The organism is Tsuneonella sp. HG249 (assembly GCF_053819205.1).
Window position 1 is genome coordinate 2,195,335 of the sequence record NZ_JBSOQY010000001.1, and the last position, 23,781, is coordinate 2,219,115.

A 23,781-nucleotide genomic window follows, 5' to 3' on the forward strand; every position below is an offset into this window, starting at 1 on the left:
AACGGCCGACTCCGGTCGGGATTGACCGACTGTGGTTGAAGATTCCGGCAAGTCGGCGGCCTCGCCGGGAGAGATGCCCGCCCTCGGCTGGAAGCAGGTGGTCGTGCGCACCTGGAAGGAATCCTCCTCCGACAGCATCGGGCTGGTGGCCGCCGGGGTGGCTTTCTACGCGTTCCTCGCGCTGGTACCCTTGCTCGGCGCCACGGTTCTCACTTACGGCCTCGTTGCCGACGTGCAGACCGTGGGCGCGCACATTACCAGGTTGATGAACGTCCTCCCTCGAGACGTCGCACCGCTGATCGCGGAGCAACTGGTGTCGGTGGTGAAGACCTCGGGCGAAAAGAAAGGGCTCGGCATCCTGCTCGCGCTCGTCATCGCTCTGTTCGGGTCGCGCAACGCCGCAGGCTCGATCGTGACCGCGCTCAATATCGCCTACGAGGAGAAGGAAAGCCGTGGCTTCCTGAAGGTGAACCTGCTCTCGCTCGCGATAACCTTGGGCGCGGTCATCACCGCGGCGCTCGGCATTCTCGGCATCGGCGCCATGCGCTTCATGCACCTGGCAATCCCCGAAGCCGCGCCAGGAATGGTCTCCGTCTCCAAGGTGGCCACCTACGTCGTGCTCGCGATCGCCGCAGCGACCGCCGCCGCGTTGCTTTACCGCTACGGTCCCTCGCGCCAGCGGTCGCGGTGGGCATGGCTCACGCCGGGTTCGGTCTTCTTTGCGGTCGGCTGGGTACTGCTGACGATCGGCTTCGGCATCTACGTCGCCCGCTTCGGCAGCTATGGTGCAACGTACGGTTCGCTCAGTGCCGTGATCGTGCTGCTAACCTGGTTCTATCTCACCGCGTACCTGTTGCTGTTTGGCGCCGAGCTCAATTCCGAACTCGAGCACCAGACCGCGCGGGACACCACCTCCGGGCCGGAACGACCGCTCGGGGATCGTGGCGCATGGGCTGCGGACCACGTCGCCCGGGGCACGGATGCGGGAGACTAGCCTCAGTCGAGCGGAACGCCTGGCTCCTGCTTCGCAGTCCGGATCGTGAGCGAGGTCTTGACGCTATCCACGTTCGGCGCCGGAGTCAGCTTGCTGGTGAGGAACTCCTGGAAGCTCTGCAGGTCCTGGCTCACGATCTTGAGGATGAAATCGATCTCGCCGTTGAGCATGTGGCACTCGCGCACTTCGGGCAGCGCCTTCATGTGGTCCTCGAACTCGCGCAGTGCGCTTTCGGCCTGGCTCTTGAGGCTGACCATCGCGAACACGGTGATCGCAAACCCCAGTTTCGACGGGTCGAGGTCGGCATGGTAGCCGCGGATTACCCCGTCTTCCTCGAGGCTCCGTACTCGCCGCAGGCAAGGCGGCGCGGTGAGACCCACGCGGCTGGCCAGTTCGACGTTCGTGACGCGGCCCTCGGCTTGCAATTCGGACAGCAATTTCCGGTCGATATCGTCAAGATTGGCCATTACCGCGCCCCCGGATCGTGCCATAACCCGGCGTCTGACCGGGCAACTAAGGCAGCACGGATTTGTACTGCCGCATAATTTTATTGTTTGTGCCAGCAATTGTCCCGCTTTGCAACGCGACCGCCGGGCCCCATGTTTCAGCTACGGCCCCGTGATAGCAGAGCCTCGCAGAAGCGGTCCTGCCGGTCAGGATCGTATGCCACACCCTCGGAGCGCCATGCATTTCGACGATCGCCTCGCCACGGTACTGCGCCACCGCGCGGCTGGCGAGCGCGCCGCGAAGACGCAGTTCCGCCAGTTGCTCGACTTGCTGGGCAACCGCCGGACCGGGCGCGATGAGTCGATGCTGGCCGCTGCGTGGCTACGACTGGCTGCCTTGGGGGAGACCATTGCCCCCTACGAGCGCGCCGAGATGATCCGTGAGCCGGGTCTGCGCTTCCGCAATCCCGAGCTCGCGCTTCATCTTGCCGAGGACGAACCGGAGGTGGCGGCAGCCGCTCTCGGGGTAGCCCAGCTTTTGGTGCAGGATTGGGACGCCCTCATCCCCCGGCTGCCCATTCGCGCGCGCGGATTCCTGCGCTTGCGGCGGGATCTCCCCCTCGCAACGCAGGAATTGCTCGAGCGGCTGGGTATCGGCGACCGGGGCCTTCCTCGTCCCGAGAGCATCGCCGAGGAGGTGCCGATTGAAACAGCACCCCAAGACGCTCTCCAACCGCTGCGCAGGCCGATTCCCGCCAACGATTTCGGCGACGAACCCGCGGCTCCGGACGACACCGAGATCGCCACGCTGGTTCGCCGGATCGAGGCCTTCCGCAAACACCGGGCAGGGCGCGGAAGCGGCGAGGAAGCCCCGCTTCTTCCGCTTGGTGAGGCCAACGAATCCCGACACCTGCCGTTCACCGGTTTCGCGTTCACGACCGATGCGGAGGGGCGGATCGACTGGGCCGATGCGACCGCCGCGCCGATGGTTGTGGGCGCCGTGCTTCCGGCAACCACGACGGCGGGGGGGCATCATCTGCCGCTGACTGGAGTCGGCCTGCAGTGGGACGGCGCCCCGGCCGTTTCTGGCGATTGGGTTATCGACGCGGCACCGCGTTTCAGCGAGATCGGCGGACGCTTCGTAGGCTACGCCGGGCGTTTTCGGCGCCCTTCCCCGCCGGATTTGCTTCCCGCTCGCACGGACCCGGCAAGCGATCGCATGCGGCAGCTGCTCCACGAATTGAAAACCCCGGTGAACGCCATCCAGGGGTTCGCCGAAGTGATCCAGCAACAGCTCTTCGGCCCGACGCCGCACGAGTACCGTGCGCTCGCAGCGTCCATCGTGGGTGACGCCGCGCGTATGCTCGCGGGATTCGACGAGCTCGACCGGCTTGCGAAACTGGAGAGCGGAGCCTTGGCGATGGAACCGGGCAATGCCGACTGGATGCGGATTGTTACTGGACTGGCCGCGCAGCTCGACGAAGTGCTGCGCCCCCGTGGCGGCAGCGTCAGTGTCGAAGCCGCTGGGCGAGCGCGCCGAATTGCGCTCGATCACGGCGAAGCGGAAGCGCTCGGCTGGCGGCTGCTGGCCACGTTGGCGGGTGCTGCGGGTCCTGGTGAGCGCATCGTCCTCATACTGACTGACCTCGAGGGTGCAGTGGCACTCTCAGCTACCATTCCCGCATCGCTCGCGCAACATGCCGATCCATTCGAAACCGACACTCGCGCCGGCGGTTCGGCGGTCAGCGCCGGCATGTTCGGCCCTGGGTTCGCACTCCGACTTGCCCGAGCGGAGGCACGGGCGGCAGGCGGCGAACTCCTCCGCGATGGCAATGCGCTTGTGCTTACCCTGCCCCGCTTGACCGTCGCCAGCGCCGCTCGTAGCCCGACCGACATCGACGCTGCGCACGGCTGACGGGTTTGCCGGTAGCGGCTGCTCGACGGAGGGGCTCGCATGGACCGGCCGATCACCGAACCGCCCGCAACCGGCAGCGCTGCTCGTTTTGCGCCGGGCTTTGGCAAGCGAGTGCTTCTCACCGTCGACACCGAAGAGGAATTCGACTGGCAGGGCCCCTTCTCGCGGACGCAGCATGGCCTGAGCCACGTGCGCCACATCGCAGAATTCCAGCGGTTTTGCGAAGAGCTGGAAGTATCGCCTGTCTACCTCGTCGACTGGCCGATCGCTGACTCGCCGGAAGCGATCGAGATCATCGGCAGTTCGGTGCGAGTGGGCAAGGCGGAAGTCGGCATCCAGCTTCACCCCTGGGTGAATCCGCCGTTCGAAGAGGACGTCAGTGTCGAGAACAGCTTTGCCGGCAACCTGCCGCTCGAACTGGAGCGGGCTAAATTCATGCGCTTGCGCGAGAAGATTGCCGAGAGCTTCGGGACGGAGCCGCTGATATACCGCGCGGGGCGCTATGGCCTCGGCGCCCGGAGTGCCGAGGTCCTGCAAGAGGCGAGCGTCCCGATCGACACATCCGTGCGCGCGAACTTCGACTACAGCGACGGCCACGGGCCCGACTACAGCCGGCATCCGTTGACCCCCTATTGGGTCGACGAGGACCGCCGGGTGCTCGAGCTTCCGTTGACCACGGTCTACTGGGGAATGTTGCGTCGGCAGGGACGCTGGGTGCATCCCCTGCTCGCGCGGCTCCCCCTCGCCGCGGGCCTGTTCTCGCGGATCGGGCTGCTTGAGCGCATATCCCTCACTCCCGAAGGGGTCACGGCGGAGGAAGCCCTGCGTGGGGTCGACATTGCGCTCGACGAGGGGCTGCCGCTGCTGGTGCTGAGCTTCCACAGTCCCTCGCTTGCGACAGGACACACACCCTACGTGCGTGATCAATCGGACCTAGCGACGCTTTATGACTGGTTTCGCCGCCTATACGCCTACCTCGACATCAGGGGAGTAAAGCCAACCACCGTCGCGGAGATCCTGTCGGCGGTACAGCGCTGAGCCGCTTGCCAGCCAGCCCGCTCATCGCTACCGCGCGGCCACCGGCTTGGACCAATGGTCCGGGAGGGCCTGTAGCTCAGCGGTTAGAGCTGGCCGCTCATAACGGCTAGGTCGCGGGTTCGAATCCTGCCGGGCCCACCACCGGCCGGCTGTGAAGGGTCGGGGAGTAGCGCAGCCCGGTAGCGCGCCTGCTTTGGGAGCAGGATGTCGCAGGTTCGAATCCTGTCTCCCCGACCAACCTTCCCAGTGCCTTAGCTCGGCTGCAGTGAGAGCGTTTTACAGGCGTTTTACCGACCCTGAGAGATGCGCTTGGCCAGTGCTAACATTATCGTGCCACGGTCGACATATTTCACGCGGATCTTCGAAACGTCTGCCGCGCTCCATCCAAGAATGTCGGCAGTCTCCTGATCCGACAATCCTGCGAGTATGCAACGCGTTGCGAACGTTCCTCGTAAGTCGTGCAGTCGGAGGGTAAGCCCCGCTTCCTTCTTGGTCTTGCCGAACACGGAACCGAGGCCCTCTGCAGTCCATGATTGCCAACCTTCGTTCGCGAGAATCGTAGCTGGAAGGTCCTTGCGCTTTTCCGGAGGGCGCGCGGACATCTCGGCAGCGTGACGCGCTTTAATTCGGTCAAGCAGTTCCAGTGTCTGATCGAGTAGGGGTATGATAGCGTCGGTCTTTCCGCCACTTTTGTTGGTTGGGCGAATGATGGCATCGGCCGTCACGTCAGACCACTGGACCTCCACCAAATCTCCACGGCGAAGGCCGGTCAGGCTTGCCAATGCAGCCGCCTCCTGAAGCGGCGGTGACGCTACCTTATTGAAGGCGTCGAGATCATCGTGTGACCATACGTCTTTCGCATGGTTGGCGGACCACAATTGCTTAATGCCGGCCGCGGGATTGCGATCAAGGAGGCCTCGGTCGATCGCCCAAAACAGAATACGCCGAAGAACCTTCACCGCCTCGTCGGCAGTTCTAGGCTTATCAAGCCACTGGTCACGCCATTCGAGGATGTCGGACCGAATGCGTCGTTCGTTGAAAGCTGCCAACGGCGCGCTACCAAATTTTTTTCGAACGAATTCTAGATAGTACGCGTAGTTCTTCTGAGACTTGGGATTTAGGTTGCGGAACTCGGCGCTGCCTTTGTACGAGATGATCAGGCCTTCGATTGAGCCGGTGGGAGTCACTAGACCAGACTCTGTCCTGGCTTTTGCAATCGCATCAATCAGGTCGCCGGTGATCTTCGGCTTAGGTCCCCCGACCTTGACCAGGACTTGCGGCCCGCCCCGCCAGGCGTAAACATAGTGGCGGACCGGCTTACCGCGGCGCGGGCGGGTGACGATGTGCGGTCCTCGTGCCATTACGCACCAGTAGCTTGCTTCCAAGCATCGTAGGCGGATGCTGCGTTGGTTGACGTGAGTTCATCGACTGAGCGGCGAGTCGAAGACAACACCTTGATGGCGCCCTCGGGAGTGCACTCTACGCCGCTAACGTCCATCCCAGCCTCCCTTGCTGCTTGAAGCAGACGGACCACTTGGGCCTTGGTAGCGTACCCTTTGCGCGGTTCCTTCCTGCGGTGTGCGGGCTTTCTCAGCGCTGTCTCAGGCTTTGGGTGCAGTATTGCTTCAGCAGTGCCGGGCTGAGTTTGCGCTTGATAGTGGGGCTTTGCGAATGCCCGTACTGTACTGTTCATCGGCCTATCTCCGAGTTAGTCTCCAACTCGCTGACCGATCCAATTGTCGGGCAAGTAGCCCTGAGTCACCGTTATTTCTAAATGTCGGTGTGCCAATGTGGGACGGTAAGACGTAGCAAGAAGCGCTGGAAGTCAGAAAGGCCAACCTCACGAAGATCTTCGGTGTCCGGAGGGCCAGTCAATTCTCCGCGGCTGAATACATTTTCGAGGAAACGGGCCACATTTGCCCAAGCTTCATGGCCCTCTTCGTCAGGATTCGCCTTCTTCATCACTTCGGTCAGAAGCTCTTCACGTTCGACGTATTCAGCGATGAGCAGGAGATCCTTCTGCAGATGCCCCCGCGCGACATTCGCGTAGGACCGAAGCTGCTCGGCGTTGCGGGTCCCCTTCAGCTTGTTGGCCTTGTCGCTGATCACCCGGACGTTGCCTTGGACGTATCCCTTCGTCGGTTCGATCCGATCCAGCGAGGGTGAGTGTCCTGACCTCTTCTGACCGATCACCAGAGGTATGCCGAGTGCGGGGCAGTGGGTCGGAATGATGACGGACCCTTGCGCCAGATCGAAAGGCACGCCCAGAAGCTTGGCGCGGTATTTCGCCCGCGCCCACAGCTCGCGATCGGGTTCGGACTGTCGGCGCCGCCACATGTACTCGCGCATGTAAGCGGCGTTACATTCACGGCACCCGGGCCGTTTGCTCGGCTTCCCGTGGATCGGGCACTGTGGCGTCGGACGTGCAATACGTGCCATATATGGTCCTCGACGTTGATGCGACTAAAATGCAATATGGGTGTTAAAGTGCAACTACAGCGCAGACCAGTGTCCCGGTTTGGTTCAATCGCATGATTACCGGAGCACAGTTGCGAGCCGCGCGCGGGCTTCTCAATCTGTCGATCCTAGCTCTTGCCGAAGAGACCGGGCTCGCAGTGAACACGATTCGCAGAGCCGAGGCCTCCCCAGGGCCCGTCATGGTGACTGTGGCAAATGCTACATCGTTGAAAAGTGCCCTAGAGGATGCAGGTGTGGTCTTTTTAAAACTGCCGGGACACGGGCCAGGAGTTTGCCTCAGGACAGACGATCCGATGCCAGTCCGACGCCGGCGACGTGCCCGCCAGGACTAGCGTCAAAGGCGTTTGCGTTCGTAATCTCACTGGCGGCTCACGGATTTCAGATGCGTTCGGAGTTCGGGCCCTCGATGCTTTGGAGCGGAAGCTTAACGATCTGCGCTTTACCCAAGGGCGGACGCGACGGCCGCTCCGCGCCCCAATTTCGGCCATTAATGCGGTCCCGATTTTTTACCTGAAAGCTGCCGTTCGTTCAGGATTGCTCGATGGCGGCTAAGCGCTCTCATTCAGGCATAGGACGATCCGGGAGCGGGTCGCGAAAGCACACGCGCCAAATACGCTCCATGGTCAGATGCCAAACGATGCGAGAATTGGGCACGGTCCTTTCGCGCCCTTTGCACATTGCTTAGCGAGTTTCTGCAACGCCTCCCGAGCCCGGCTCAGTTCAGCCATTTTTGCATCCAGGGCCTCGATGCGAAGCCGGGCCAGTTCTCGAGCTCGCGAGCGATCGTGACCGGCGTCTAACTCGATCAACTCTTTGATCTCTTCCAAAGTGAATCCCGCCGCCTGCGCTTGCCGTATGAACCGAAGCCTCCGCAGGTCCTCTGATCCATAACGCCGTATACCGCTCTCGCGCGTTGGGGTCTCAAGCAGCCCTTTGCGTTGATAAAAACGGATCGTCTCGACCCCCACACCGCCGCCGGCGGCGAGCTTCGAGATGGTGAGCGAATTCGGTGCTTGACTCTGTACCATAGTACAGAACCTATATGAGTGCCGACGCAATCACAAGGAGTGGTGAAATGTCGGATATGAGTAGTCCTCTCGCCAAGAAGGCGGTTCTCTACCGAATGGTTCAAGCCGATCATGTTTGTCCCTACGGACTCAAGGCTCTCGATTTGCTGAAGCGAAAGGGTTTCTCCGTCGAGGATCACCACCTCGCCACACGCGAAGAAACCGATGCGTTCAAGGCCAAGCATGGCGTCGCTACGACACCGCAGATATTCATCGGCGGTGAGCGTATCGGGGGGCACGACGACCTCGTTCGCTACCTGGGCGGCCAAGTGAAGGACAAGGATGCCGTTACCTATACGCCGGTGATCGCGCTGTTCGCGATGGCGGCGGCGATGGCACTGGCCGGTAGCTGGGCCTCGCTCGGCGAACTGTTCACAATTCGCGCCGCCGAATGGTTCATCGCGATCTCGATGTGTTTGCTGGCACTGCAAAAGCTCAAGGACATCGATTCCTTTGCGACCATGTTCCTGAACTACGATCTGCTCGCTGCGAGATGGGTTCCTTACGGGCGCATCTACCCCTTCGCCGAAGGGGCGGCCGGCGTTTTGATGCTCGCGGGCGCTCTGATGTGGCTCTCGATCCCCATTGCGCTCTTCATCGGCGCGATCGGCGCAGTCTCGGTGTTCAAGGCGGTCTATATAGATAAGCGCGAACTAAAATGCGCTTGCGTGGGTGGCGACAGCCGCGTGCCGCTCGGCTTTGTGTCACTAACCGAGAACGTGATGATGGTGGCGATGGCCGTGTGGATGCTTGCCAAGCCCGCGTTGCTAGTCACGCATTGACCGCATGAAAATTGACCCTTCTTTCGCTTACGCCTAGGACACCCTCCTGATGCTTCGCCGACTCCATCTCCTCCTGGCCGCGCTTGCCATGCTGGTCGCCCCGCTGGCGATGCAGTCGGGCATGGCCATGGCGGCGATGCCGATGGATCACGGCGAGATGGCGCAAACCGGGCATTGCGGCGACGAGGACGCCGGTGACGAAGACAGGTCCGGCGCGATGATGCAGTGCTGTATCGCGATGTGTTCGGCGGTGGCGCCGCTCGGTGCCGCCCCGGTCGAGCGGCTAGCCTTTCACGCACCGATCCTGGCGAGCTTCCGTTCGTCCGAACATGGTGCTTTCCTGGCAAAGCTGCCCACCCCTCCGCCCAGACTTGCGTGAAATCGCTCTTTTTTCGATTTCACGGAGTTGAGGATCATGAACAAGTTGATGACTGCGATCGCCTTCGCGATCGCTCTTCCCGGCGTTGCGCACGCCCAGGCTGCTCCCGCTGAAAAGCCAAAGATGGAATGCTGCGAGAAGATGAAGGAGAAGTGCGCGTGCTGCGACAAGATGGCGGGCAAGCCCGCCGGCGGCACTTCGGCACCTTCGGCTGACCCGCACGCAGGCCATAATATGAAGTCCGCGGCTCCGGCCGACGGGCACGCGCACCACTAAGCGGCACTGGACTTCCGGCGGGGCATTGCTCCGTCGGAAGACGGTCGTCGCTGTCAGTGAGCCCAAGGAATCCATCGATGAATGAACTCGTCCTCGGTCGGCGTGCGCTGCTACGCGCCGCCGCCGTCTCCGGCGCAGGCTTCGGCCTGGCGCAGGCCCTGCCCGCCTGGGCCCAACCTCTCTCAAAAGGTCTGGTCCGGCCCCTGCCTACCGTCAGTGGCAACGACATCTCGCTCGCCATCGGCCAGGTCAGCGTCGAGGTCGACGGCAAAGTCAGCCGTGCGATCGGCATCAACGGCACCGTGCCGGGACCGCTGATCCGCCTGAAGGAAGGCCAGCGCGTCCGCCTGCGCGTGCAGAACACGCTCGACGAAGACAGCTCGATCCACTGGCACGGCCTCCTGGTGCCGTTCGAGATGGACGGTGTGCCAGGCGTCAGCTTTCCCGGCATCATGCCGCGCTCGACCTTCGACTACGAGTTCGACCTCAGCCACGCGGGGACCTACTGGTACCACAGCCACAGCGCCTATCAGGAAGAGGACGGCGTCTACGGTCCGATCGTGATCGATCCTGCCGGGCCCGATCCGGTGGCCTATGACCGCGAACATGTGCTGGTTCTGTCGGACCACAGTCCGCTTGCAGGCGCGACGATCTACCGCAAGCTCAAGCAGATGGGCGGGCCCTATTTCAACCGCCAGCGGATGACGCTGTCGGGCCTGATGGCCGGCAAGGACCTTACCGCGCAGGAGCGCTGGGAATGGGCGCAAATGCGGATGGACGCAGCGGACATCGCTGATGTCACCGGCTCGACCTACGCCTTCACCATCAACGGGTTCGGACCTTACGACAACTGGACCGGCCTGTTCACGCCGGGTGAGCGCGTAAGGCTTCGGGTCATCAACGCCTCGGCGCAGACGACCTTCAACATCCGCATCCCCGGCCTCCCGATGACAGTCGTGCAAGCCGACGGCCTCAATGTACGGCCCGTGACCGTAGACGAGTTCCAGATCGGCACCGCGGAGACCTACGACGTCGTCGTCACTCCCGAAGATCGGGCCTACAGCTTCGTCAGCGAGGCGAGCGACCGGTCAGGCCTGGGCCGGGCCACGCTTGCCCCGCGCGAGGGTATGAGTGCGCCGGTTCCGCCGCTGCGCCCGCGGCCACTGCTGACCATGAAGGACATGGGCATGGGCGATATGAACCATTCCGGCATGGGACATGGCGGTATGGATCATGGCGCGATGAGCGGTGTATCAACCGCCCCTGCGAAGGCGCGCGGCGTCGATCCGACTGCCCGACAGAACGCCTCCGGCGAGTTGTGGAAGCTGACCGGCTGGAAAGAGACAGGCGCCGCGGGGGCGACGGGAGCAGCAGCTGGGACGGCGGGCATTGATCACGCGGCGATGGGGCACGGTCCAAGCGCAAGCCCGGCCACAGCCGTCACCCCCGTCGATCACGCCGCCATGGGCCATTCGATGCCGGCGTCGGCACCAGCAGGCCAGGCGGCCGCTTCGATGGACCACGGCTCGATGGGCATGCGCGATTTCGCCAACGCGCCGCAGGTCGACAGGAACCCCGGCGTGCAGACGATCTCGCCGATGCCGGTCGACCGGATGGGCGATCCTGGGACAGGTCTCGAGGACGTCGGGCACCGGGTGCTAACCTACCGCGATCTCATGGCGCTCGAGCGCAATCCCGACGTGCGCGCGCCGTCCCGCCAGCTCGACATCCACCTCACCGGCAACATGGAACGCTACATGTGGTCGTTCGACGGCATGAAGATGAGCGAGCCTGCCGAACCGATCCCGTTTCGCTACAACGAGCGGGTAAGGGTGCGGCTGGTCAACGACACGATGATGCAGCACCCGATCCACCTGCACGGCCACTTCTTCGAACTGGTGACCGGGCATGGGGGGTATTCCCCGCGCAAGCACACGGTCAACGTGCAACCCGGCGGGACGGCGACGTTCGACGTCACGCTCGACGCACAGGGCGACTGGGCCTTCCACTGCCACAATCTCTATCACATGACTGCCGGGATGATGCGTGTCGTCACCGTGCGTCCCGAGAAGGGAGACGCGTAAGATGATCTTGCTCCACAGACTTCCGCTCCTTGCGCTGGCGGCCTTCGCCAGCGTGCCTGTACTCGGACAGGACCAGGCCGCGGCACCCAAGCAGCCCGCTCCCTCGGCGCTGACCTGCACGCCCGAACACGCTGCCATGGGCCATTGCACGCTGCCTAGGCCTTTGCCCGCAGCAAAGTCGGAACCGGCCCGACAGAGCCAACCTGCGTGCTCTCCGGAACACGCGGCGATGGGGCATTGCACGGCCGAGGCGGGGCCACCTCCGGCTCCCGAGGCGGCGCCTCAGGCTCAACCGGCCTGTACGCCCGAGCATGCCGCGATGGGTCACTGTACGCTTCCCTCGCCCGCCCCAGCGATGCCACAACAGGCGCCGCCAAGTCAGTCGACATGCACACCGGAGCATGCGGCGATGGGGCATTGCTCCCTTCCGGCACCGCAACCCGCGCAGCCGGCTGCATGTTCTCCGGAACACGCGGCGATGGGGCATTGCACCCCGACTGCGACCTTGGGGGCCGAGGGAACGGACCTGCCAGTGGGCTCGGGATCGGCTCCGCCGGTGCCTACCGACTACGCGGCAGATGCGATCTATGGACCGTCCGCGATGGCGATGGGGCGTCACCATCTCTCGCTGCATCACGGGGGCCAGAACTTCTTCATGGCGATCCTCGACGTCGCCGAGGTGAAGGTCAAGGATGGGCGCGATGCCTACGAATGGGGCGGCGAGGCCTGGTATGGCGGCGACATCAACCACCTGGTCGTCAAGACGGAAGGGGAAGGCGAGTTCGGCGCTGGCGTCGAATCCGCCGAAGTTCAAGCTCTCTACAGTCGCGCTATCGGGCCTTACTTCGATCTTCAGACGGGTATCCGTTACGATTTCGAGCCCGACCCGTCGCGCGTTTACGCCACCATCGGGTTCGAGGGGCTCGCACCGGGCTTCTTCGACGTCGAAGGCGCGCTGTTCCTGTCGGACCGGGGCGAGCTGCTAGGACGGCTGGAGGGCTATTACGACCAGCGCATTAGCCAAAAGCTTATCCTGCAACCGCGCGCCGAACTCAATTTCGCCGCGCAGAGCAGCGCAGACATCGGGGTTGGAGCGGGCCTGACCGATGCCGAGATCGGCGTCCGGCTGCGCTACGACATCGCCCGCGAGTTCGCCCCTTACATCGGGGTCCAGTACGAGCGCGCCTTCGGGAAGACCCGCGATTTCCTGCGTGAAGAAGGCGAATCGCCCGGAGGCTTCAGCTTCCTGGCGGGCATTCGCTTCTGGTTCTGAGGGGAGAAAAGCAATGCTGATCACCGCCATAATGGCAGCCGCCCTGGCAGCCCAGTTGACGCCCGATGCTCACACCTCCCAAGCCGCGTCAGTGGCGGAACAATCCGCTTCGCTGAATGCTGACGAGAGTGCGGTTCGTACCGTGCTTGCGCAATACAAATCCGCCATTGAGCGGCTGGACGCGACCGGCACCGAAGAACTGTTCACCGAGGATTCTGCGGTGTTCGAGACCGGCGGGGTCGAAGGGTCCTACAAGGAGTATCTCGCGCACCATCTGGGCGCGGAACTCGCGGCGTTCCGCACGTTCACGTTCTCGGACTATAAGGTCACTGTGCGCATCGAAGGCGATCTCGCGCTCGCCACCGAGACCTATAACTACCGCATCGAGCCGAAGACGGGAGAGACCGCGACCCGCAAGGGCGTTGCCACCAGCGTGCTAAAGCGGACCGCAGAGGGCTGGAAGATTCTGGTCATGCACAACTCAGCCCGCAAGCCGAAGGGGGCATGAGATGAGCAAGGTCATCCCGCGCTCCCACCCATGGTTCATACGCTCGGTATTGGCGATACTGACAACGATTGCTGTGCTGTTGCTAGCGGCGGCCCCCCTGTCCGCGCACAAGGATCACAAGGCGAAGCAAGAGGCAGCGAAACTTGAGGCGCGGCGTGCGGGGGCTGGTGGATCGCCGCAGACGGTTCCCATGGCTCACGACATGTCGATGCCAGATCATGCAGCGGCCATGGCTGGCATGGCCGATGCCGAGAAGCCGCCCCAGAGCTTTGGCGTGCGATTGCTTGACTGGCTCGGTCGCTTCCATCCGATGCTGGTGCATTTTCCGATCGCTTTCATCCCTGCGGCGCTTTTCACCGCGATCGTCGGGCGCAAGCGGCCGGGGTTCGCCAAGCCCGTCCAGTTCCTCGTGGTGACCGCGGGGGTGACCGCACCGTTCGCCCTTCTGACCGGCTGGCTGAGCGGCGGCTTCGCACTCGGCCTCGACGACTGGGTCATGCAGAGCCACCGCTGGCTCGGGACCGGGATCGGGATCGGCGCGTTTGCCTTGGGAGTGTTTGCGCTCAAACGCCCCGAGCAGGACCGCGGCACGGCCATGATCGTAGGGCTGTCGATCCTAACGGCAGCGATCCTCGTGCAGGGATGGTTCGGCGGCGCGCTGGTGCACGGCGTCGATCACCTGAATTGGTAAGGAGAACGACCGATGGAAGACCACGCGAAGTCCGCGCATCCCGGTGGCGGGTCGAAGCCCTATGTGATGCTGGCCGTCAATCTCGGGCTCAGCTTACTGGTGATGTACGTCGCCATGTTCGCGATGATCTGGACCTGGGGCGAGTTCATCCAGAACGTGAACTTCTTCTATATGGCCCTGGTGATGTGGGCGCCGATGGGCGCGATCATGCTTGCGACAATGGGAGGCATGTATCGCAACCGGAAGCTCAACGCCGCGCTCTATGTGGCGTTTGCAGCGATCTTTGTCCTGTCGCTTGTCGGCATCCGGCAACAGAGCCTCGTCAGCGATGACCAGTTCTTGCGTTCGATGATCCCGCACCACTCGGGGGCTATCCTGATGTGCGAGGAAGCCAAGCTTACCGACCCCGAGATACGCCGGCTCTGCCGCGAGATCATCCAGGCTCAGAAAGATGAAATTGCCGAGATGAAGCGGATCATGGACCGCCTCTGATCCGATACGCCCTAGAATCACGGAGATACACAATGACCAAACTCACCGGAATTGCCGCACTTGCGCTGCTCGCATCGCTGGGCGCCTGCGGAAGCGCCGACCAGCCTGCCGAAGACACCGCCCCTGAAGCCGCGATGACGATGGACGGCCCCTACGCTGAGTCCGAGATGGCGATGGACAAGGCCATGAAAGATGCCGTCGGCGTCGATGCCGCCGATACCTGGGTCAAGAAAATGATCGCGCATCACGAAGGCGCGATCGACATGTCGCGGATTGTGCTTGGCCTGGAGCCCACGGCCGACGTCGCAAAGATGGCGCAGATGACGATCGACAATCAGGGAGCGGAGATCGAGGAGCTCAAGTCGCTCGCCCGCAATGGCGCGGCCGATCCCGCCAGCGCCTCGCTCTACGATGCGGCGATGACCGAGATGCACGGCGAAATGATGGCGGCGTCGGGCGCGACGCCTTCGGAAACCTATCTCGCCAAGATGCTCGCCCACCATCGCGGTGCCATCGCGATGTCGGACATCGCGCTCGCGAATGGCGCGAGCGGCACGGTGCGCGCGCAGATCGAGGAAACGCGAGCCGAGCAGCTGAAGGAAGTGGGGATGGTCGAAGCGATGCTGCGCGGCGAGCCGATGGCCATGCAAACGCCTGTAAGGAGCGATACCGTCCCGCCCGCTCCTGTTGCGAAACCCGCTGCACCGAAGGCGACCGCCGCCAAGCCCGCCCCAGCCAAAGCAGCCACGCCCAAGACCGCCCCGGAGCCTGCAAAGGCGCCCGAGGAGTCGCCGACCTGCGCTCCCGAACATCGCGAAGCGGGCCACTGCTGATCGCGGCTTGATGGCCCCGGCGAAGATGCCGCCGAGGCCATTCCCCTTCCAGGATTGGGATTTTTCTCCAGCCGATGCGAACCCATTTAGTCGCCCGCAAGACGCACAAATGGTTCGGGCTGTTCATCGGCCTGCAGGTGGTGGTCTGGTCGCTCAGCGGCCTTTACATGACGATCGTCCACATCGACACGATCCACGGCGACCATCTCGTTCGTGAGGCGGCCAATCCCGGCATCGACGCGGGGGTCTTGCAAGATCCGCTCGCGCTTGCCGCCCGGGCAAAGGCCACCGGCATCAGACTGGCGTGGGTCGGCGAGCGCCCGATTTACGTGACGGAGGGACCGTCGCGAGCACGCGCCTTTTCGGCAACCTCGGCCGTGCGCCTGGATCCGCCTAACGAGCAGGCGATCAGAGCCTTGGCGTCGTCCTACTACACCGGGACCGAACCCATCGCATCGGCCGATCTCATAACCGATGTGCCCGGGGAAATCCGCGGACGAACGCCGCCGCTCTGGCGCGTCGAGTTCGATCACTGGAACCGGCCGACCTTTTATCTCTCTCCCGTCACCGGCGAACTGCTGTCGCGTCGCCACGAGCTGTGGCGCGTCTTCGACTTCGTGTGGATGCTCCACATCATGGATTATGACGAGCGCGAGAACGTCAACAACGTGCTGCTGCGCGTCTTTACTTGGGGCGCGGTGCTGATGGCGCTCTCGGGCATCGGGCTGCTTTTCTACGCCTTTCCCAGGCGCAAGAAGAAGGGGCGCGGCACCCCATGACAATCAAGTCGATTTGGCTGCGCAGGATCCACAAGTGGGTCGGACTGGCGATTGGTCTGCAATTCGTGATCTGGGCGATCAGTGGCGCCGCGATGGCGCTGCTCGACATGGAGACAGTTGCCGGAGGCCCCCAGCCTCAAGCGACCCAAGCAGCACTCGCTGGCGAGGCGACCGCGTGGCCAGCAATCGTCCGCCAATTGGGCAGCGCAAAAATCGAGGGGTTGCGGCTGAAGACTCTGCTTGATCGGCCGGTAGTCGAAGTGCGAACCGCGCGATTTGTCCGGATGTTCGACGCCCAAACAGGGGTCCGACTGACGATTGATGCAGCCGTCGCTCGCGCCATCGCGCAGTCACACCATCCCCAGGAGGCGATTCCCGGCGCGGCTAAGCTTCTACGCGAAAGATCGCTACCGGCCAGGGACCACGAGCCGCCGATGTGGCAGATCGATTTCGCCGACGATGAGGCGAGCACCTATTATGTGTCGGCCACGACGGGCGCTCTGCTCGAGCGGCGGAACGACACCTGGCGCTGGTGGGATTTCTTTTGGATGCTTCACAACATGGACTATGCCGACAGGACGAGTTTCAACCATCCGCTTATTGTCACAGCGGGCGTTGCGATGGCCTGGCTTGCGGTGACAGGCTTCTGGCTGCTGTTCCGGACTATGTGGCGGCACGATTTCGCCTGGATTGGCGGGCGTCGGGCCCGGAAGCTCTAGCCTCAGCCCATCTTGGGCTGCCGCGCGAACGCAGAACTGCGGAAGAGGCAAAGTCGGTTGGATAATTGCGTGTTTAGCGCCTGCGTCGCGCTTCCCGAGGCCCAGAAGCGGACGCTCCACTTTCGGGGCCGTCAAGGCTAGTCTGGTCTGCGCCCAATCGCTCTCGTTGAAGGCTTCTTAGCTAGGTACGGAGCCTCCAGGTCGGGACTTCGGCCAAATTTTGCCGCTGCCCTGCCGCGGAGTGGGGCATGTGCTGTGCCAGAAAGGCGACGATTCACGCTTCCTGCGCGGGTGGACCTCCTCATAGGGGCATGGCATGACTAGAACCTGGGTATGGGGGCCTTCGAATGTGCTTTTCGCCAGAGGCCAGCTTCACCGCGGGCGCGGTCCTGATCGGGATAGGAAGCCTAACCGTCAAGCGGGTTCGCCATGGACGGGAGGTTCCTTACGCTTTGATCCCGGCGGCCTTTGGCGTGCAACAGATACTGGAGGGCGGCTTATGGCTGACCTTCGCTGACCAAACTTCACACCTTCATTCGGCGCTTACGCACCTCTATCAGTTTTTCTCACACGTCTTTTGGCCGATCTTCGTCCCCCTAGCCGTACACGCGCTCGAGCCGGTTTCCTGGAGGCGCAAGGTGCTTCTAGGGTTCACTCTGATCGGCGCCTCGGTCGGCCTGTACCTGTTCTATTTCTTGTTGGTCGACCCGACCATTGCACGAGTGGTCGGCAGGCACATCGACTACATCTCACCTCACTTCTACGCGAAGCTTATTCTCGTCGGTTACCTGCTAGCAACGTGCGCAAGTTCGTTCTTATCGAGCCACCGTTCGGTTCAATGGTTTGGTTTTGCGACCACGGTCGCTATGCTGGCCGCTGCAGCATTTTTCCGAGCTTGGTTCATTTCGGTGTGGTGCTTTTTCGCGGCGGCAATCAGCGTAATCGTCCTAGCCCATTTCATAAAGATAGGTCGATCAGACTTTCGCCGTTCGGAGTCGGAGCGAATTGAGCACCACGGAGAGCGATGATGCACTCATCGCAGATGCGGCGAACATGGGACTGATAAGCATGCCCGTGAACGGGTAAAGCAGACCCGCCGCAACGGGGACGCCCGCAGCGTTGTAAATCAGGGCGAAGAACAAATTCTGGCGAATGTTGCGCATCGTCGCTCGGGCGAGACGCCTCGCGCGGACGATGCCTTCCAGGTTGCCCTTCACCAGGGTTATCCCAGCGCTTTCGATGGCAACGTCTGCGCCGGTGCCCATCGCAATGCCGACGTCCGCCTGGGCGAGCGCCGGAGCATCGTTTACCCCGTCACCCGCCATGGCCACTTTGCGGCCCTGATGTTGAAGCTCGGAAATGATGCGCGCCTTGTCTTCAGGGAGCACGTCAGCGCGAATCTCGTCGATCCCGAGACGTGCCGCTACCGCCCGGGCGGTGCGTTCGTTGTCTCCGGTTGCCATGATGATGCGGAAGCCGAGCTCGTGCAGGGCCCGCAACGCTCCAGGCGTCGTGTCCTTGATCGGGTCGGCCACGCTCACAAGCCCGGCGACGGAGCCGTCGATAACGACGAACATCACCGTCTCGCCCTCATCGCGCCGCTGGTTCGCCTTGGTGACAAGCTCGTCGGCCTGGAGGCCAAGGTCGGCCACAAGTTTGAGATTGCCGAGCGCGACTTTTCTGCCGTCCACGGTGCCCTTCACGCCCTTGCCGGTGATAGCCTCGAAATCCGCCGTGAGGCCAAGCGCTAAGCCCCGCTCCTCGGCGCCATCGACGATGGCCTCGGCAAGCGGATGTTCCGAGCCTCGTTCGAGCGTTGCAGCCAGCCGCAGGACTTCCTCCTCCGCATGTCCGTCCTCGGGCAGCACAGCAACCAGACGCGGCTTGCCCTGCGTCAGGGTGCCGGTCTTGTCGACGATTAGCGTGTCGACCTTCTCGAACCGCTCCAGCGCCTCGGCATTCTTGATGAGCACACCCGCTTGCGCCCCCCTTCCGGTGGCGGTCATGATCGACATCGGTGTCGCCAAGCCAAGGGCGCAAGGACACGCGATGATGAGAACGGCAACCGCCGCTACAAGCGCGTAGGACAGCGCGGGTGATGGCCCCCAGACTGCCCAGGCTACAAAGGAAAGAGCGGCGATCGCGATCACCACAGGCACGAATAAGCCGGCCACCTTGTCGGCATACTTCTGGATTGGCGCGCGCGAACGCTGCGCATTGGTGACCATCTGCACGATCTGGGCCAGCATCGTATCGCTGCCGACCCGTATTGCTTCGATCACGAAGCTTCCCGTGCCGTTGATCGTGGCGCCTGTGACAGGGTCTCCGGCAACTTTTTCGACCGGCAGCGCTTCACCGGTAATCATGCTTTCGTCGACCGAGGAACGGCCTTCGATCACGGTGCCATCAACCGGCACCTTGTCGCCCGGGCGGACTCGCAAGCGCTCGCCAACGCGGACATTCTCGAGCGGGATTTCTTCTTCACTGCCGTCGTCGCGCACGACGCGTGCGGTCTTCGGGGCCAGGTCGAGCAGTGCGCGGATTGCTTTGCCAGTTCCTTCACGTGCGCGAAGCTCCATGATCTGCCCAAGCAGAACGAGCGTCACGATGACCGCAGCCGCCTCGAAATACACGCCGACATGTCCCTCGTCATCTCGAAATCCGGGTGGGAAAATGCCCGGCGCGAGTACGGCGACCACGCTGAATAGCCATGCCGCCATGACTCCCATCGCGATCAGGGAAAACATGTTGAGCCGGAGGGTCCGAAACGAAATCCAGCCCCGCACAAGGATCGGCCAACCACACCACAAGACGACCGGAGTGCCCAAGGCCATCTCCAACCAAAGGGTCCCCCGTTCGCCGAAGATCTCGCGTACTTGCCCGGCGCCGAGATAGGGCCCCATCGTGAGGACGAGCAGGGGCAGGGTCAGTATCGCCCCCACCCAGAAGCGCCGCGTGAAGTCGACTAGTTCCGGGTTCGGCCCGTCGTCCATGGCGGCGGACTCGAGTTCCAATCCCATCCCGCAAATCGGGCAAGAGCCGGGTTTGATCCGCCTCACTTCAGGATGCATCGGGCAGGTGTAAACCGGGCCTGAATACCCCTCAGGGACTTCATCGAACTTCCCCGCAGGGGCTATCCGTCCCTTTGCGTGGCCGGAAGGCTGGCTGTGTGAGCAATGCTCGCCCGGTGAGTCGTGTGCGGCGTCGGCCGGCTTATCGTGTGCGTTCATAGGTTCACCTTATGGCGATCGCTTTACGGGGTGCATCAGAGACCTCATCTCCGTGGCCAACAAGGGCCCGAGAGAAATGGCATTGCTCGGGTGCGGGATAGAGTCGGTGGAGATCACGCGCGCCGCCCCGCTTGCGAGCATATCCTCATAGGCGTTGGCCGCGAACACCGCATGGATTACCAGACATATGGGGGGAGCGGATCCCATTGCCGTGAGTTGCCTGATGGCTTCGATCATTGTCCTCCCGGACGACGCGATGTCGTCGACGATAACCGGAGTGCTTGACTGGAACGCTCCGTTCAGAGGGGTACTCATCTCCACTCGCCGGTCCCCGCTGCGGATTTTGTCCAGGACTTCGAACGGGCATCCGGCCAGTTCGGCTACTTCGGCCACCCATTGCGCGCTTTCGCTATCGGGCCCGAGCAGCACGGGGTTCGTGACATGAGCGCTGATCCAGTCTGCCAGGAGACGGGCTGTAGCTGCCCGTCGGACAGGGATGGTGAAGATGGCATCTAGCGTGGGGATGCGATGGAGATGGGGATCGGCCGTAACCAGCCAGTCAAAGCTTTCCTCGATGAAACGGGCAAACAAGGGGCCGGATACGGCTTGGCCCGGCGCGAAGCGGTGATCCTGCCGCATGTAGGCAAGATAGGGCGCGACGAGCCCGACACTCTTCGCGCCCATTTCACGCGCGGTCAGGCTTGCAAAGCGCAGCGGCAAGGCCAGCGCGTCCGGGTGCCGGAGGGTGGCGACGAAGGCGACATCGAGCCCGGCCAGCTCGCCGGGTAACGTGACGAGGCTCTCGCCGTCGGGGAACCGATGAATATCAACCTGGGCGAGATCAACGGCAAGCAAATCGGCGATCGATTGACCGAGCTTTTCCATGCCGGGGAAGGCCATCAAGAGGGTCACGGTCGGTCATTCAGCATAATCGGCGGCGATCCGGACCGGGCATAGTCGCGAGCCCAGGCGAGTTCCCCCGGGGTTTCGGCGTGAATCTCGTAAAGAGGTGCTCCCGCTTCGAGTCGGTCGCCCGGTCGCACTAGCAGGTCGAGGCCAGCGGTCTGCCGCCCTGGCGCACCTGCAAGCTTGGCGGTCCTGGCGATACGGCGATTGTCGATCGAGACGACGGTGCCGGCCATCGGGGCATGCTCGACCGCCCTGTGCGGCGCTGCCTTCGGCTCGCGAAACCCACCCTGAGCCTCGCAAATTGCCAGAAACTTCGCTTCGGCTGCTCCGGATTGCAGCAGCTCCTCGGCCTGTCTCCGTCCCCCGTCGCCAGCAAAATCCAGCAGGATGCCGGCAAGATCGAGCGACCGCTGGCGCAGATCCTCCGGTGCTGCGGGATCACCGCGAAGCACGGCGAGGAGATCCCGTGCCTCCAGAGCGGGGCCGATGCCGCGACCTACCGGCGCCGACCCGTCGCTCTGATGCACCGACAGGTGCATGCCCATGGCATTGGCAACAGTGACCATACGTGCCGACAGGGACGCCGCGCTTTCCGCCGTGCGCACCTTTGCGGTCGGGCCGACGGGCATGTCGATCAGTACATGCGTGGAACCCGCCGCGGCTTTCTTCGAGAGAACGCTTGCAGTCAGCTGCCCGTCGCTATCGAAGTCGAGCGGTCTTTCCACCTGAATCAGCAAGTCATCCGCCGGGCTCAAGTCCAGGCCACCGCCCCACACGACGCATCCTCCTTCGGTCTCGACCACCCTGCGCATCGTGGCGATATCCAGAGCCACGGGTGCCATGACCTCCATGGTGTCTGCAGTGCCAGCCGGCGAAGTGATCGCCCGGCTGGAAGTTTTCGGAATACGAAAGCCCGCTGCGGCGACGATCGCCACCACGATCGGCGTCGTGCGGTTGCCCGGCAGCCCGCCTACGCAGTGTTTGTCCAGAACGAGGCCCTCCCCCCAGTCGATTGTCTGGCCAGCGGTCTGCATTGCCCGGGTCAAAGCTATCGTCTCCGCGACGTCGAGCCGGTTCCCGGCGCAGGCGGTGACGAAGGCAGCCAGGTCGAGATCAGACAGGCGGTGAGCGACGATGTCATCCACCAGCACCCGAGCCGAAGCGCTATCGAGTACGCCCCCGTACGCTTTGCTTCGGATTATGGATGCTGAGGGCGGAGGTTCGGGATGAGAGAGGATTGCCCGATCCCCGGTATTCGCGGCAAGCGCAATCCACGCGGCATCGCTGAGGGCTGCCGTCTCGGGCGGCAACCAATCAGTCGTCGTCACCACGTTGAGGGTAGCAATCAGCGACCGCTTGCCGAGGTCGAGCTTGACGCGAGTGAGCGCCGAGAAGCCCTCCGATCGGCACAAGTGGCAATCTTCGCGCATGTACAGAACCGGCTGCCTGTAGGTGTCGATGCCGGCCCTGATGAGCGGAATGGAATACGGACCACTCATCGAGGTTGCAGCAGGTCGACCCGTTCCAGGTGCTCGGGGACGCGCGCCCTCCAACCAAGCTCGTGCTCGATTCGGAAGCGCAGCCTGTCCGCGCTGTCAGGCTCGCCGTGCGTGATATAAGTCATCTCGGGGGCGGTTCCGTTTCTCATCCAAGCCAGCAGCTCGTTGGCGTCGGCATGACCCGAGAGCCCTTCGATCTGGACCACCTCCGCGCCGATAGGAACGTCTTGGCCGAAGATCCGCAGCGTCCGCTTACCCTCGACTAATGCTGCACCCCGCGTTCCGCCCGCCTGGAATCCGCTCAACACGATCGCGTTTTTTGGATCGGGGCCGAAGCTTGCCAGGTGATGCAGCACTCGGCCGCCGGTCAGCATTCCACTGGCTGAGATCACCACGAACGGTCCATCTCGGCGGTTGAGTTCCTTCGACTCCTCTACCGTCCTGATCCGCTGGGCGACTTCGAACATCGCGCGACAATCGTCCTCGCTGACATGGTGCTCGTCGTGATGGTCGTGATAAATTTGAGTAGCATCGACCGCCATCGGGCTGTTGAGAAACACTGGCACGTCCGGGATCGCACCCTTTGCCTTCAGTCGCGCGAGCTGAAGCATAACCCCCTGAGCTCGTCCCACGGCGAACGCCGGGATGATCACCACGCCCCGCCGGCGAGCGACCCGGTTGATGACGGCCGCCAGTTCCGCCTCTGCGTCAACTACCGGATGGTCCCGGTTTCCGTAGGTGGACTCGCAAATCAGAACATCGGCCCCCTCGAAGCCATGGGGCGCTCGCATCATCGTGTCGACCGGCCGCCCCACGTCGCCACTGAAGTGAACGGTACGCCCGGCGACGTGCATGCGGATCTGCGCGGCTCCCAGCAGATGGCCCGCCGGAATGAAACGGGCGGTCGTGCCGCTGCCGAGGTCCACTTCGCGGCCGAAAGGAACGACATTCAGCTGGTCAAGCGCGGTTTGGGCGTCTTCGATCGTGTAGAGCGGCTGTGGAGGTCGATGGCGCGAATAGCCGCGATGCTGAGCATAACGAGCCTCTTCCTCTTGGAGATGCGCGCTGTCAGGCAACAGGATCGCACTCAGCTCAGCGGTAGCCGGGGTGCAATGTATCGGACCTCGGAATCCGTTGCGGACCAGCGCCGGTAGATATCCTGAATGATCGATGTGTGCGTGTGTCAGTAGCACCGCGTCGATCGAGGCCGGAGGAACGGGGAAAGGACTCCAGTTGCGGAGGCGAAGTTGCTTGTAGCCTTGGAACAACCCGCAATCGACCAGGATCCGCTGGCCTCCTGCCTCCACCAGGTAGCGTGATCCTGTGACCGTGCCCGTCCCTCCGAGAAATGTCAGAGTGGGGTGGGCGGGCGCATCCATCAGCAATTCC

23 protein-coding genes and 2 tRNA genes are annotated in these 23,781 nt (G+C 63.1%); 17 read left to right on the top strand and 8 right to left on the bottom strand.

Annotated features, from left to right (window positions below):
• Positions 1 to 73: 73 nt before the first annotated feature.
• Positions 74 to 994, top strand: a complete 921-nt coding sequence (locus tag ACWPM1_RS11005; protein WP_455694873.1) for a YihY/virulence factor BrkB family protein — start codon at positions 74 to 76, stop codon at positions 992 to 994.
• Positions 995 to 996: 2 nt separating this feature from the next.
• Here ACWPM1_RS11005 and ACWPM1_RS11010 read toward each other — a convergent pair whose 3' ends face one another.
• The gene (locus ACWPM1_RS11010) at positions 997 to 1,461 is read right to left on the bottom strand and encodes an Lrp/AsnC family transcriptional regulator (protein WP_455694874.1); all 465 of its coding nucleotides are present in this window, start codon (positions 1,459 to 1,461) and stop codon (positions 997 to 999) included.
• A 217-nt stretch (positions 1,462 to 1,678) separates the two neighbouring features.
• Between ACWPM1_RS11010 and ACWPM1_RS11015 the strand changes: the two genes are divergently transcribed.
• The 4 genes from ACWPM1_RS11015 to ACWPM1_RS11030 all read left to right on the top strand — a co-directional run bounded on the left by ACWPM1_RS11015 (position 1,679) and on the right by ACWPM1_RS11030 (position 4,630).
• The gene (locus ACWPM1_RS11015; RefSeq protein WP_455694875.1) at positions 1,679 to 3,355 is read left to right on the top strand and encodes a sensor histidine kinase; all 1,677 of its coding nucleotides are present in this window, start codon (positions 1,679 to 1,681) and stop codon (positions 3,353 to 3,355) included.
• Between the two features lie 39 nt (positions 3,356 to 3,394).
• The gene (locus tag ACWPM1_RS11020; RefSeq protein ID WP_455694876.1) at positions 3,395 to 4,393 is read left to right on the top strand and encodes a polysaccharide deacetylase family protein; all 999 of its coding nucleotides are present in this window, start codon (positions 3,395 to 3,397) and stop codon (positions 4,391 to 4,393) included.
• Between the two features lie 65 nt (positions 4,394 to 4,458).
• A tRNA-Ile gene (locus tag ACWPM1_RS11025) sits at positions 4,459 to 4,534 on the top strand.
• Between the two features lie 19 nt (positions 4,535 to 4,553).
• Positions 4,554 to 4,630: transfer RNA gene (locus ACWPM1_RS11030), tRNA-Pro, on the top strand.
• A gap of 50 nt (positions 4,631 to 4,680) precedes the next feature.
• Here ACWPM1_RS11030 and ACWPM1_RS11035 read toward each other — a convergent pair.
• From ACWPM1_RS11035 to ACWPM1_RS11045, 3 genes are all read right to left on the bottom strand, one after another.
• Complete coding sequence (locus tag ACWPM1_RS11035; RefSeq protein ID WP_455694877.1) at positions 4,681 to 5,754, bottom strand: tyrosine-type recombinase/integrase; 1,074 nt, start codon at positions 5,752 to 5,754, stop codon at positions 4,681 to 4,683.
• 409 nt (positions 5,755 to 6,163) lie between these two features.
• A complete protein-coding gene (locus tag ACWPM1_RS11040) occupies positions 6,164 to 6,742 on the bottom strand; it encodes a hypothetical protein (RefSeq protein ID WP_455694878.1) in 579 nt (192 codons plus the stop codon).
• Between the two features lie 752 nt (positions 6,743 to 7,494).
• Positions 7,495 to 7,899, bottom strand: a complete 405-nt coding sequence (locus ACWPM1_RS11045) for a MerR family transcriptional regulator (protein WP_455694879.1) — start codon at positions 7,897 to 7,899, stop codon at positions 7,495 to 7,497.
• Positions 7,900 to 7,946: 47 nt separating this feature from the next.
• On the opposite strand from ACWPM1_RS11045, the gene ACWPM1_RS11050 reads away from it, so the two are divergent.
• The 12 genes from ACWPM1_RS11050 (at position 7,947) to ACWPM1_RS11105 (ending at position 17,782) form a co-directional block, all read left to right on the top strand.
• Positions 7,947 to 8,720: a MauE/DoxX family redox-associated membrane protein gene (locus ACWPM1_RS11050; protein ID WP_455694880.1), complete on the top strand. Its 774-nt coding sequence runs from the start codon at positions 7,947 to 7,949 to the stop codon at positions 8,718 to 8,720.
• 49 nt (positions 8,721 to 8,769) lie between these two features.
• On the top strand, positions 8,770 to 9,099 hold the full coding sequence (locus ACWPM1_RS11055) for a hypothetical protein (RefSeq protein ID WP_455694881.1): 330 nt from the start codon (positions 8,770 to 8,772) through the stop codon (positions 9,097 to 9,099).
• Between the two features lie 36 nt (positions 9,100 to 9,135).
• A complete protein-coding gene (locus tag ACWPM1_RS11060) occupies positions 9,136 to 9,375 on the top strand; it encodes a hypothetical protein (RefSeq protein ID WP_455694882.1) in 240 nt (79 codons plus the stop codon).
• Positions 9,376 to 9,452: 77 nt separating this feature from the next.
• Positions 9,453 to 11,459, top strand: coding sequence for a copper resistance system multicopper oxidase (locus ACWPM1_RS11065; protein WP_455694883.1), 2,007 nt, complete (start codon positions 9,453 to 9,455; stop codon positions 11,457 to 11,459).
• Positions 11,460 to 11,937: 478 nt separating this feature from the next.
• A complete protein-coding gene (locus ACWPM1_RS11070) occupies positions 11,938 to 12,732 on the top strand; it encodes a copper resistance protein B (RefSeq protein ID WP_455694884.1) in 795 nt (264 codons plus the stop codon).
• A gap of 13 nt (positions 12,733 to 12,745) precedes the next feature.
• Positions 12,746 to 13,240, top strand: coding sequence for a YybH family protein (locus tag ACWPM1_RS11075; RefSeq protein ID WP_455694885.1), 495 nt, complete (start codon positions 12,746 to 12,748; stop codon positions 13,238 to 13,240).
• A gap of 1 nt (position 13,241) precedes the next feature.
• Positions 13,242 to 13,931, top strand: coding sequence for a DUF2231 domain-containing protein (locus ACWPM1_RS11080; RefSeq protein ID WP_455694886.1), 690 nt, complete (start codon positions 13,242 to 13,244; stop codon positions 13,929 to 13,931).
• Between the two features lie 12 nt (positions 13,932 to 13,943).
• The gene (locus ACWPM1_RS11085; protein ID WP_455694887.1) at positions 13,944 to 14,423 is read left to right on the top strand and encodes a DUF305 domain-containing protein; all 480 of its coding nucleotides are present in this window, start codon (positions 13,944 to 13,946) and stop codon (positions 14,421 to 14,423) included.
• Positions 14,424 to 14,455: 32 nt separating this feature from the next.
• Entirely contained in the window at positions 14,456 to 15,256 is an 801-nt protein-coding gene (locus ACWPM1_RS11090; RefSeq protein ID WP_455694888.1) for a DUF305 domain-containing protein, read from the top strand.
• A 74-nt stretch (positions 15,257 to 15,330) separates the two neighbouring features.
• Positions 15,331 to 16,035 carry a PepSY domain-containing protein gene (locus tag ACWPM1_RS11095; protein WP_455694889.1) on the top strand — a complete coding sequence of 235 codons (705 nt, stop codon included), beginning with the start codon at positions 15,331 to 15,333 and terminating at the stop codon, positions 16,033 to 16,035.
• A complete protein-coding gene (locus ACWPM1_RS11100) occupies positions 16,032 to 16,754 on the top strand; it encodes a PepSY domain-containing protein (RefSeq protein ID WP_455694890.1) in 723 nt (240 codons plus the stop codon). The genes ACWPM1_RS11095 and ACWPM1_RS11100 overlap by 4 nt, the downstream gene beginning before the upstream one ends.
• 347 nt (positions 16,755 to 17,101) lie before the next feature.
• Positions 17,102 to 17,782, top strand: coding sequence for a DUF6629 family protein (locus tag ACWPM1_RS11105; RefSeq protein WP_455694891.1), 681 nt, complete (start codon positions 17,102 to 17,104; stop codon positions 17,780 to 17,782).
• On the opposite strand, the gene ACWPM1_RS11110 is transcribed toward ACWPM1_RS11105, so the two are convergent.
• The 4 genes from ACWPM1_RS11110 to ACWPM1_RS11125 are packed head-to-tail and all read right to left on the bottom strand — an operon-like array spanning position 17,729 to position 23,771.
• Positions 17,729 to 19,984: a copper-transporting P-type ATPase gene (locus ACWPM1_RS11110; protein ID WP_455694892.1), complete on the bottom strand. Its 2,256-nt coding sequence runs from the start codon at positions 19,982 to 19,984 to the stop codon at positions 17,729 to 17,731. The two genes, ACWPM1_RS11105 and ACWPM1_RS11110, sit on opposite strands and share 54 nt — an antisense overlap.
• 9 nt (positions 19,985 to 19,993) lie before the next feature.
• A complete protein-coding gene (locus ACWPM1_RS11115; RefSeq protein ID WP_455694893.1) occupies positions 19,994 to 20,896 on the bottom strand; it encodes a ribose-phosphate diphosphokinase in 903 nt (300 codons plus the stop codon).
• Entirely contained in the window at positions 20,893 to 22,392 is a 1,500-nt protein-coding gene (locus tag ACWPM1_RS11120) for a thymidine phosphorylase family protein (RefSeq protein ID WP_455694894.1), read from the bottom strand. The genes ACWPM1_RS11115 and ACWPM1_RS11120 overlap by 4 nt, the downstream gene beginning before the upstream one ends.
• Entirely contained in the window at positions 22,389 to 23,771 is a 1,383-nt protein-coding gene (locus ACWPM1_RS11125; RefSeq protein WP_455694895.1) for an MBL fold metallo-hydrolase RNA specificity domain-containing protein, read from the bottom strand. The genes ACWPM1_RS11120 and ACWPM1_RS11125 overlap by 4 nt, the downstream gene beginning before the upstream one ends.
• Positions 23,772 to 23,781: the final 10 nt, after the last annotated feature.

Bases quoted from the DNA above. Each gene is read 5' to 3' on its own strand.
- ACWPM1_RS11005 (WP_455694873.1), top strand. From the start codon at position 74: ATGCCCGCCCTCGGCTGGAAGCAGGTGGTCGTGCGCACCTGGAAGGAA.
- ACWPM1_RS11010 (WP_455694874.1), bottom strand. From the start codon at position 1,461: ATGGCCAATCTTGACGATATCGACCGGAAATTGCTGTCCGAATTGCAA.
- ACWPM1_RS11015 (WP_455694875.1), top strand. From the start codon at position 1,679: ATGCATTTCGACGATCGCCTCGCCACGGTACTGCGCCACCGCGCGGCT.
- ACWPM1_RS11020 (WP_455694876.1), top strand. From the start codon at position 3,395: ATGGACCGGCCGATCACCGAACCGCCCGCAACCGGCAGCGCTGCTCGT.
- ACWPM1_RS11035 (WP_455694877.1), bottom strand. From the start codon at position 5,754: ATGGCACGAGGACCGCACATCGTCACCCGCCCGCGCCGCGGTAAGCCG.
- ACWPM1_RS11040 (WP_455694878.1), bottom strand. From the start codon at position 6,742: ATGCGCGAGTACATGTGGCGGCGCCGACAGTCCGAACCCGATCGCGAG.
- ACWPM1_RS11045 (WP_455694879.1), bottom strand. From the start codon at position 7,899: ATGGTACAGAGTCAAGCACCGAATTCGCTCACCATCTCGAAGCTCGCC.
- ACWPM1_RS11050 (WP_455694880.1), top strand. From the start codon at position 7,947: ATGTCGGATATGAGTAGTCCTCTCGCCAAGAAGGCGGTTCTCTACCGA.
- ACWPM1_RS11055 (WP_455694881.1), top strand. From the start codon at position 8,770: ATGCTTCGCCGACTCCATCTCCTCCTGGCCGCGCTTGCCATGCTGGTC.
- ACWPM1_RS11060 (WP_455694882.1), top strand. From the start codon at position 9,136: ATGAACAAGTTGATGACTGCGATCGCCTTCGCGATCGCTCTTCCCGGC.
- ACWPM1_RS11065 (WP_455694883.1), top strand. From the start codon at position 9,453: ATGAATGAACTCGTCCTCGGTCGGCGTGCGCTGCTACGCGCCGCCGCC.
- ACWPM1_RS11070 (WP_455694884.1), top strand. From the start codon at position 11,938: ATGGGGCATTGCACCCCGACTGCGACCTTGGGGGCCGAGGGAACGGAC.
- ACWPM1_RS11075 (WP_455694885.1), top strand. From the start codon at position 12,746: ATGCTGATCACCGCCATAATGGCAGCCGCCCTGGCAGCCCAGTTGACG.
- ACWPM1_RS11080 (WP_455694886.1), top strand. From the start codon at position 13,242: ATGAGCAAGGTCATCCCGCGCTCCCACCCATGGTTCATACGCTCGGTA.
- ACWPM1_RS11085 (WP_455694887.1), top strand. From the start codon at position 13,944: ATGGAAGACCACGCGAAGTCCGCGCATCCCGGTGGCGGGTCGAAGCCC.
- ACWPM1_RS11090 (WP_455694888.1), top strand. From the start codon at position 14,456: ATGACCAAACTCACCGGAATTGCCGCACTTGCGCTGCTCGCATCGCTG.
- ACWPM1_RS11095 (WP_455694889.1), top strand. From the start codon at position 15,331: ATGCGAACCCATTTAGTCGCCCGCAAGACGCACAAATGGTTCGGGCTG.
- ACWPM1_RS11100 (WP_455694890.1), top strand. From the start codon at position 16,032: ATGACAATCAAGTCGATTTGGCTGCGCAGGATCCACAAGTGGGTCGGA.
- ACWPM1_RS11105 (WP_455694891.1), top strand. From the start codon at position 17,102: ATGTGCTTTTCGCCAGAGGCCAGCTTCACCGCGGGCGCGGTCCTGATC.
- ACWPM1_RS11110 (WP_455694892.1), bottom strand. From the start codon at position 19,984: ATGAACGCACACGATAAGCCGGCCGACGCCGCACACGACTCACCGGGC.
- ACWPM1_RS11120 (WP_455694894.1), bottom strand. From the start codon at position 22,392: ATGAGTGGTCCGTATTCCATTCCGCTCATCAGGGCCGGCATCGACACC.
- ACWPM1_RS11125 (WP_455694895.1), bottom strand. From the start codon at position 23,771: ATGGATGCGCCCGCCCACCCCACTCTGACATTTCTCGGAGGGACGGGC.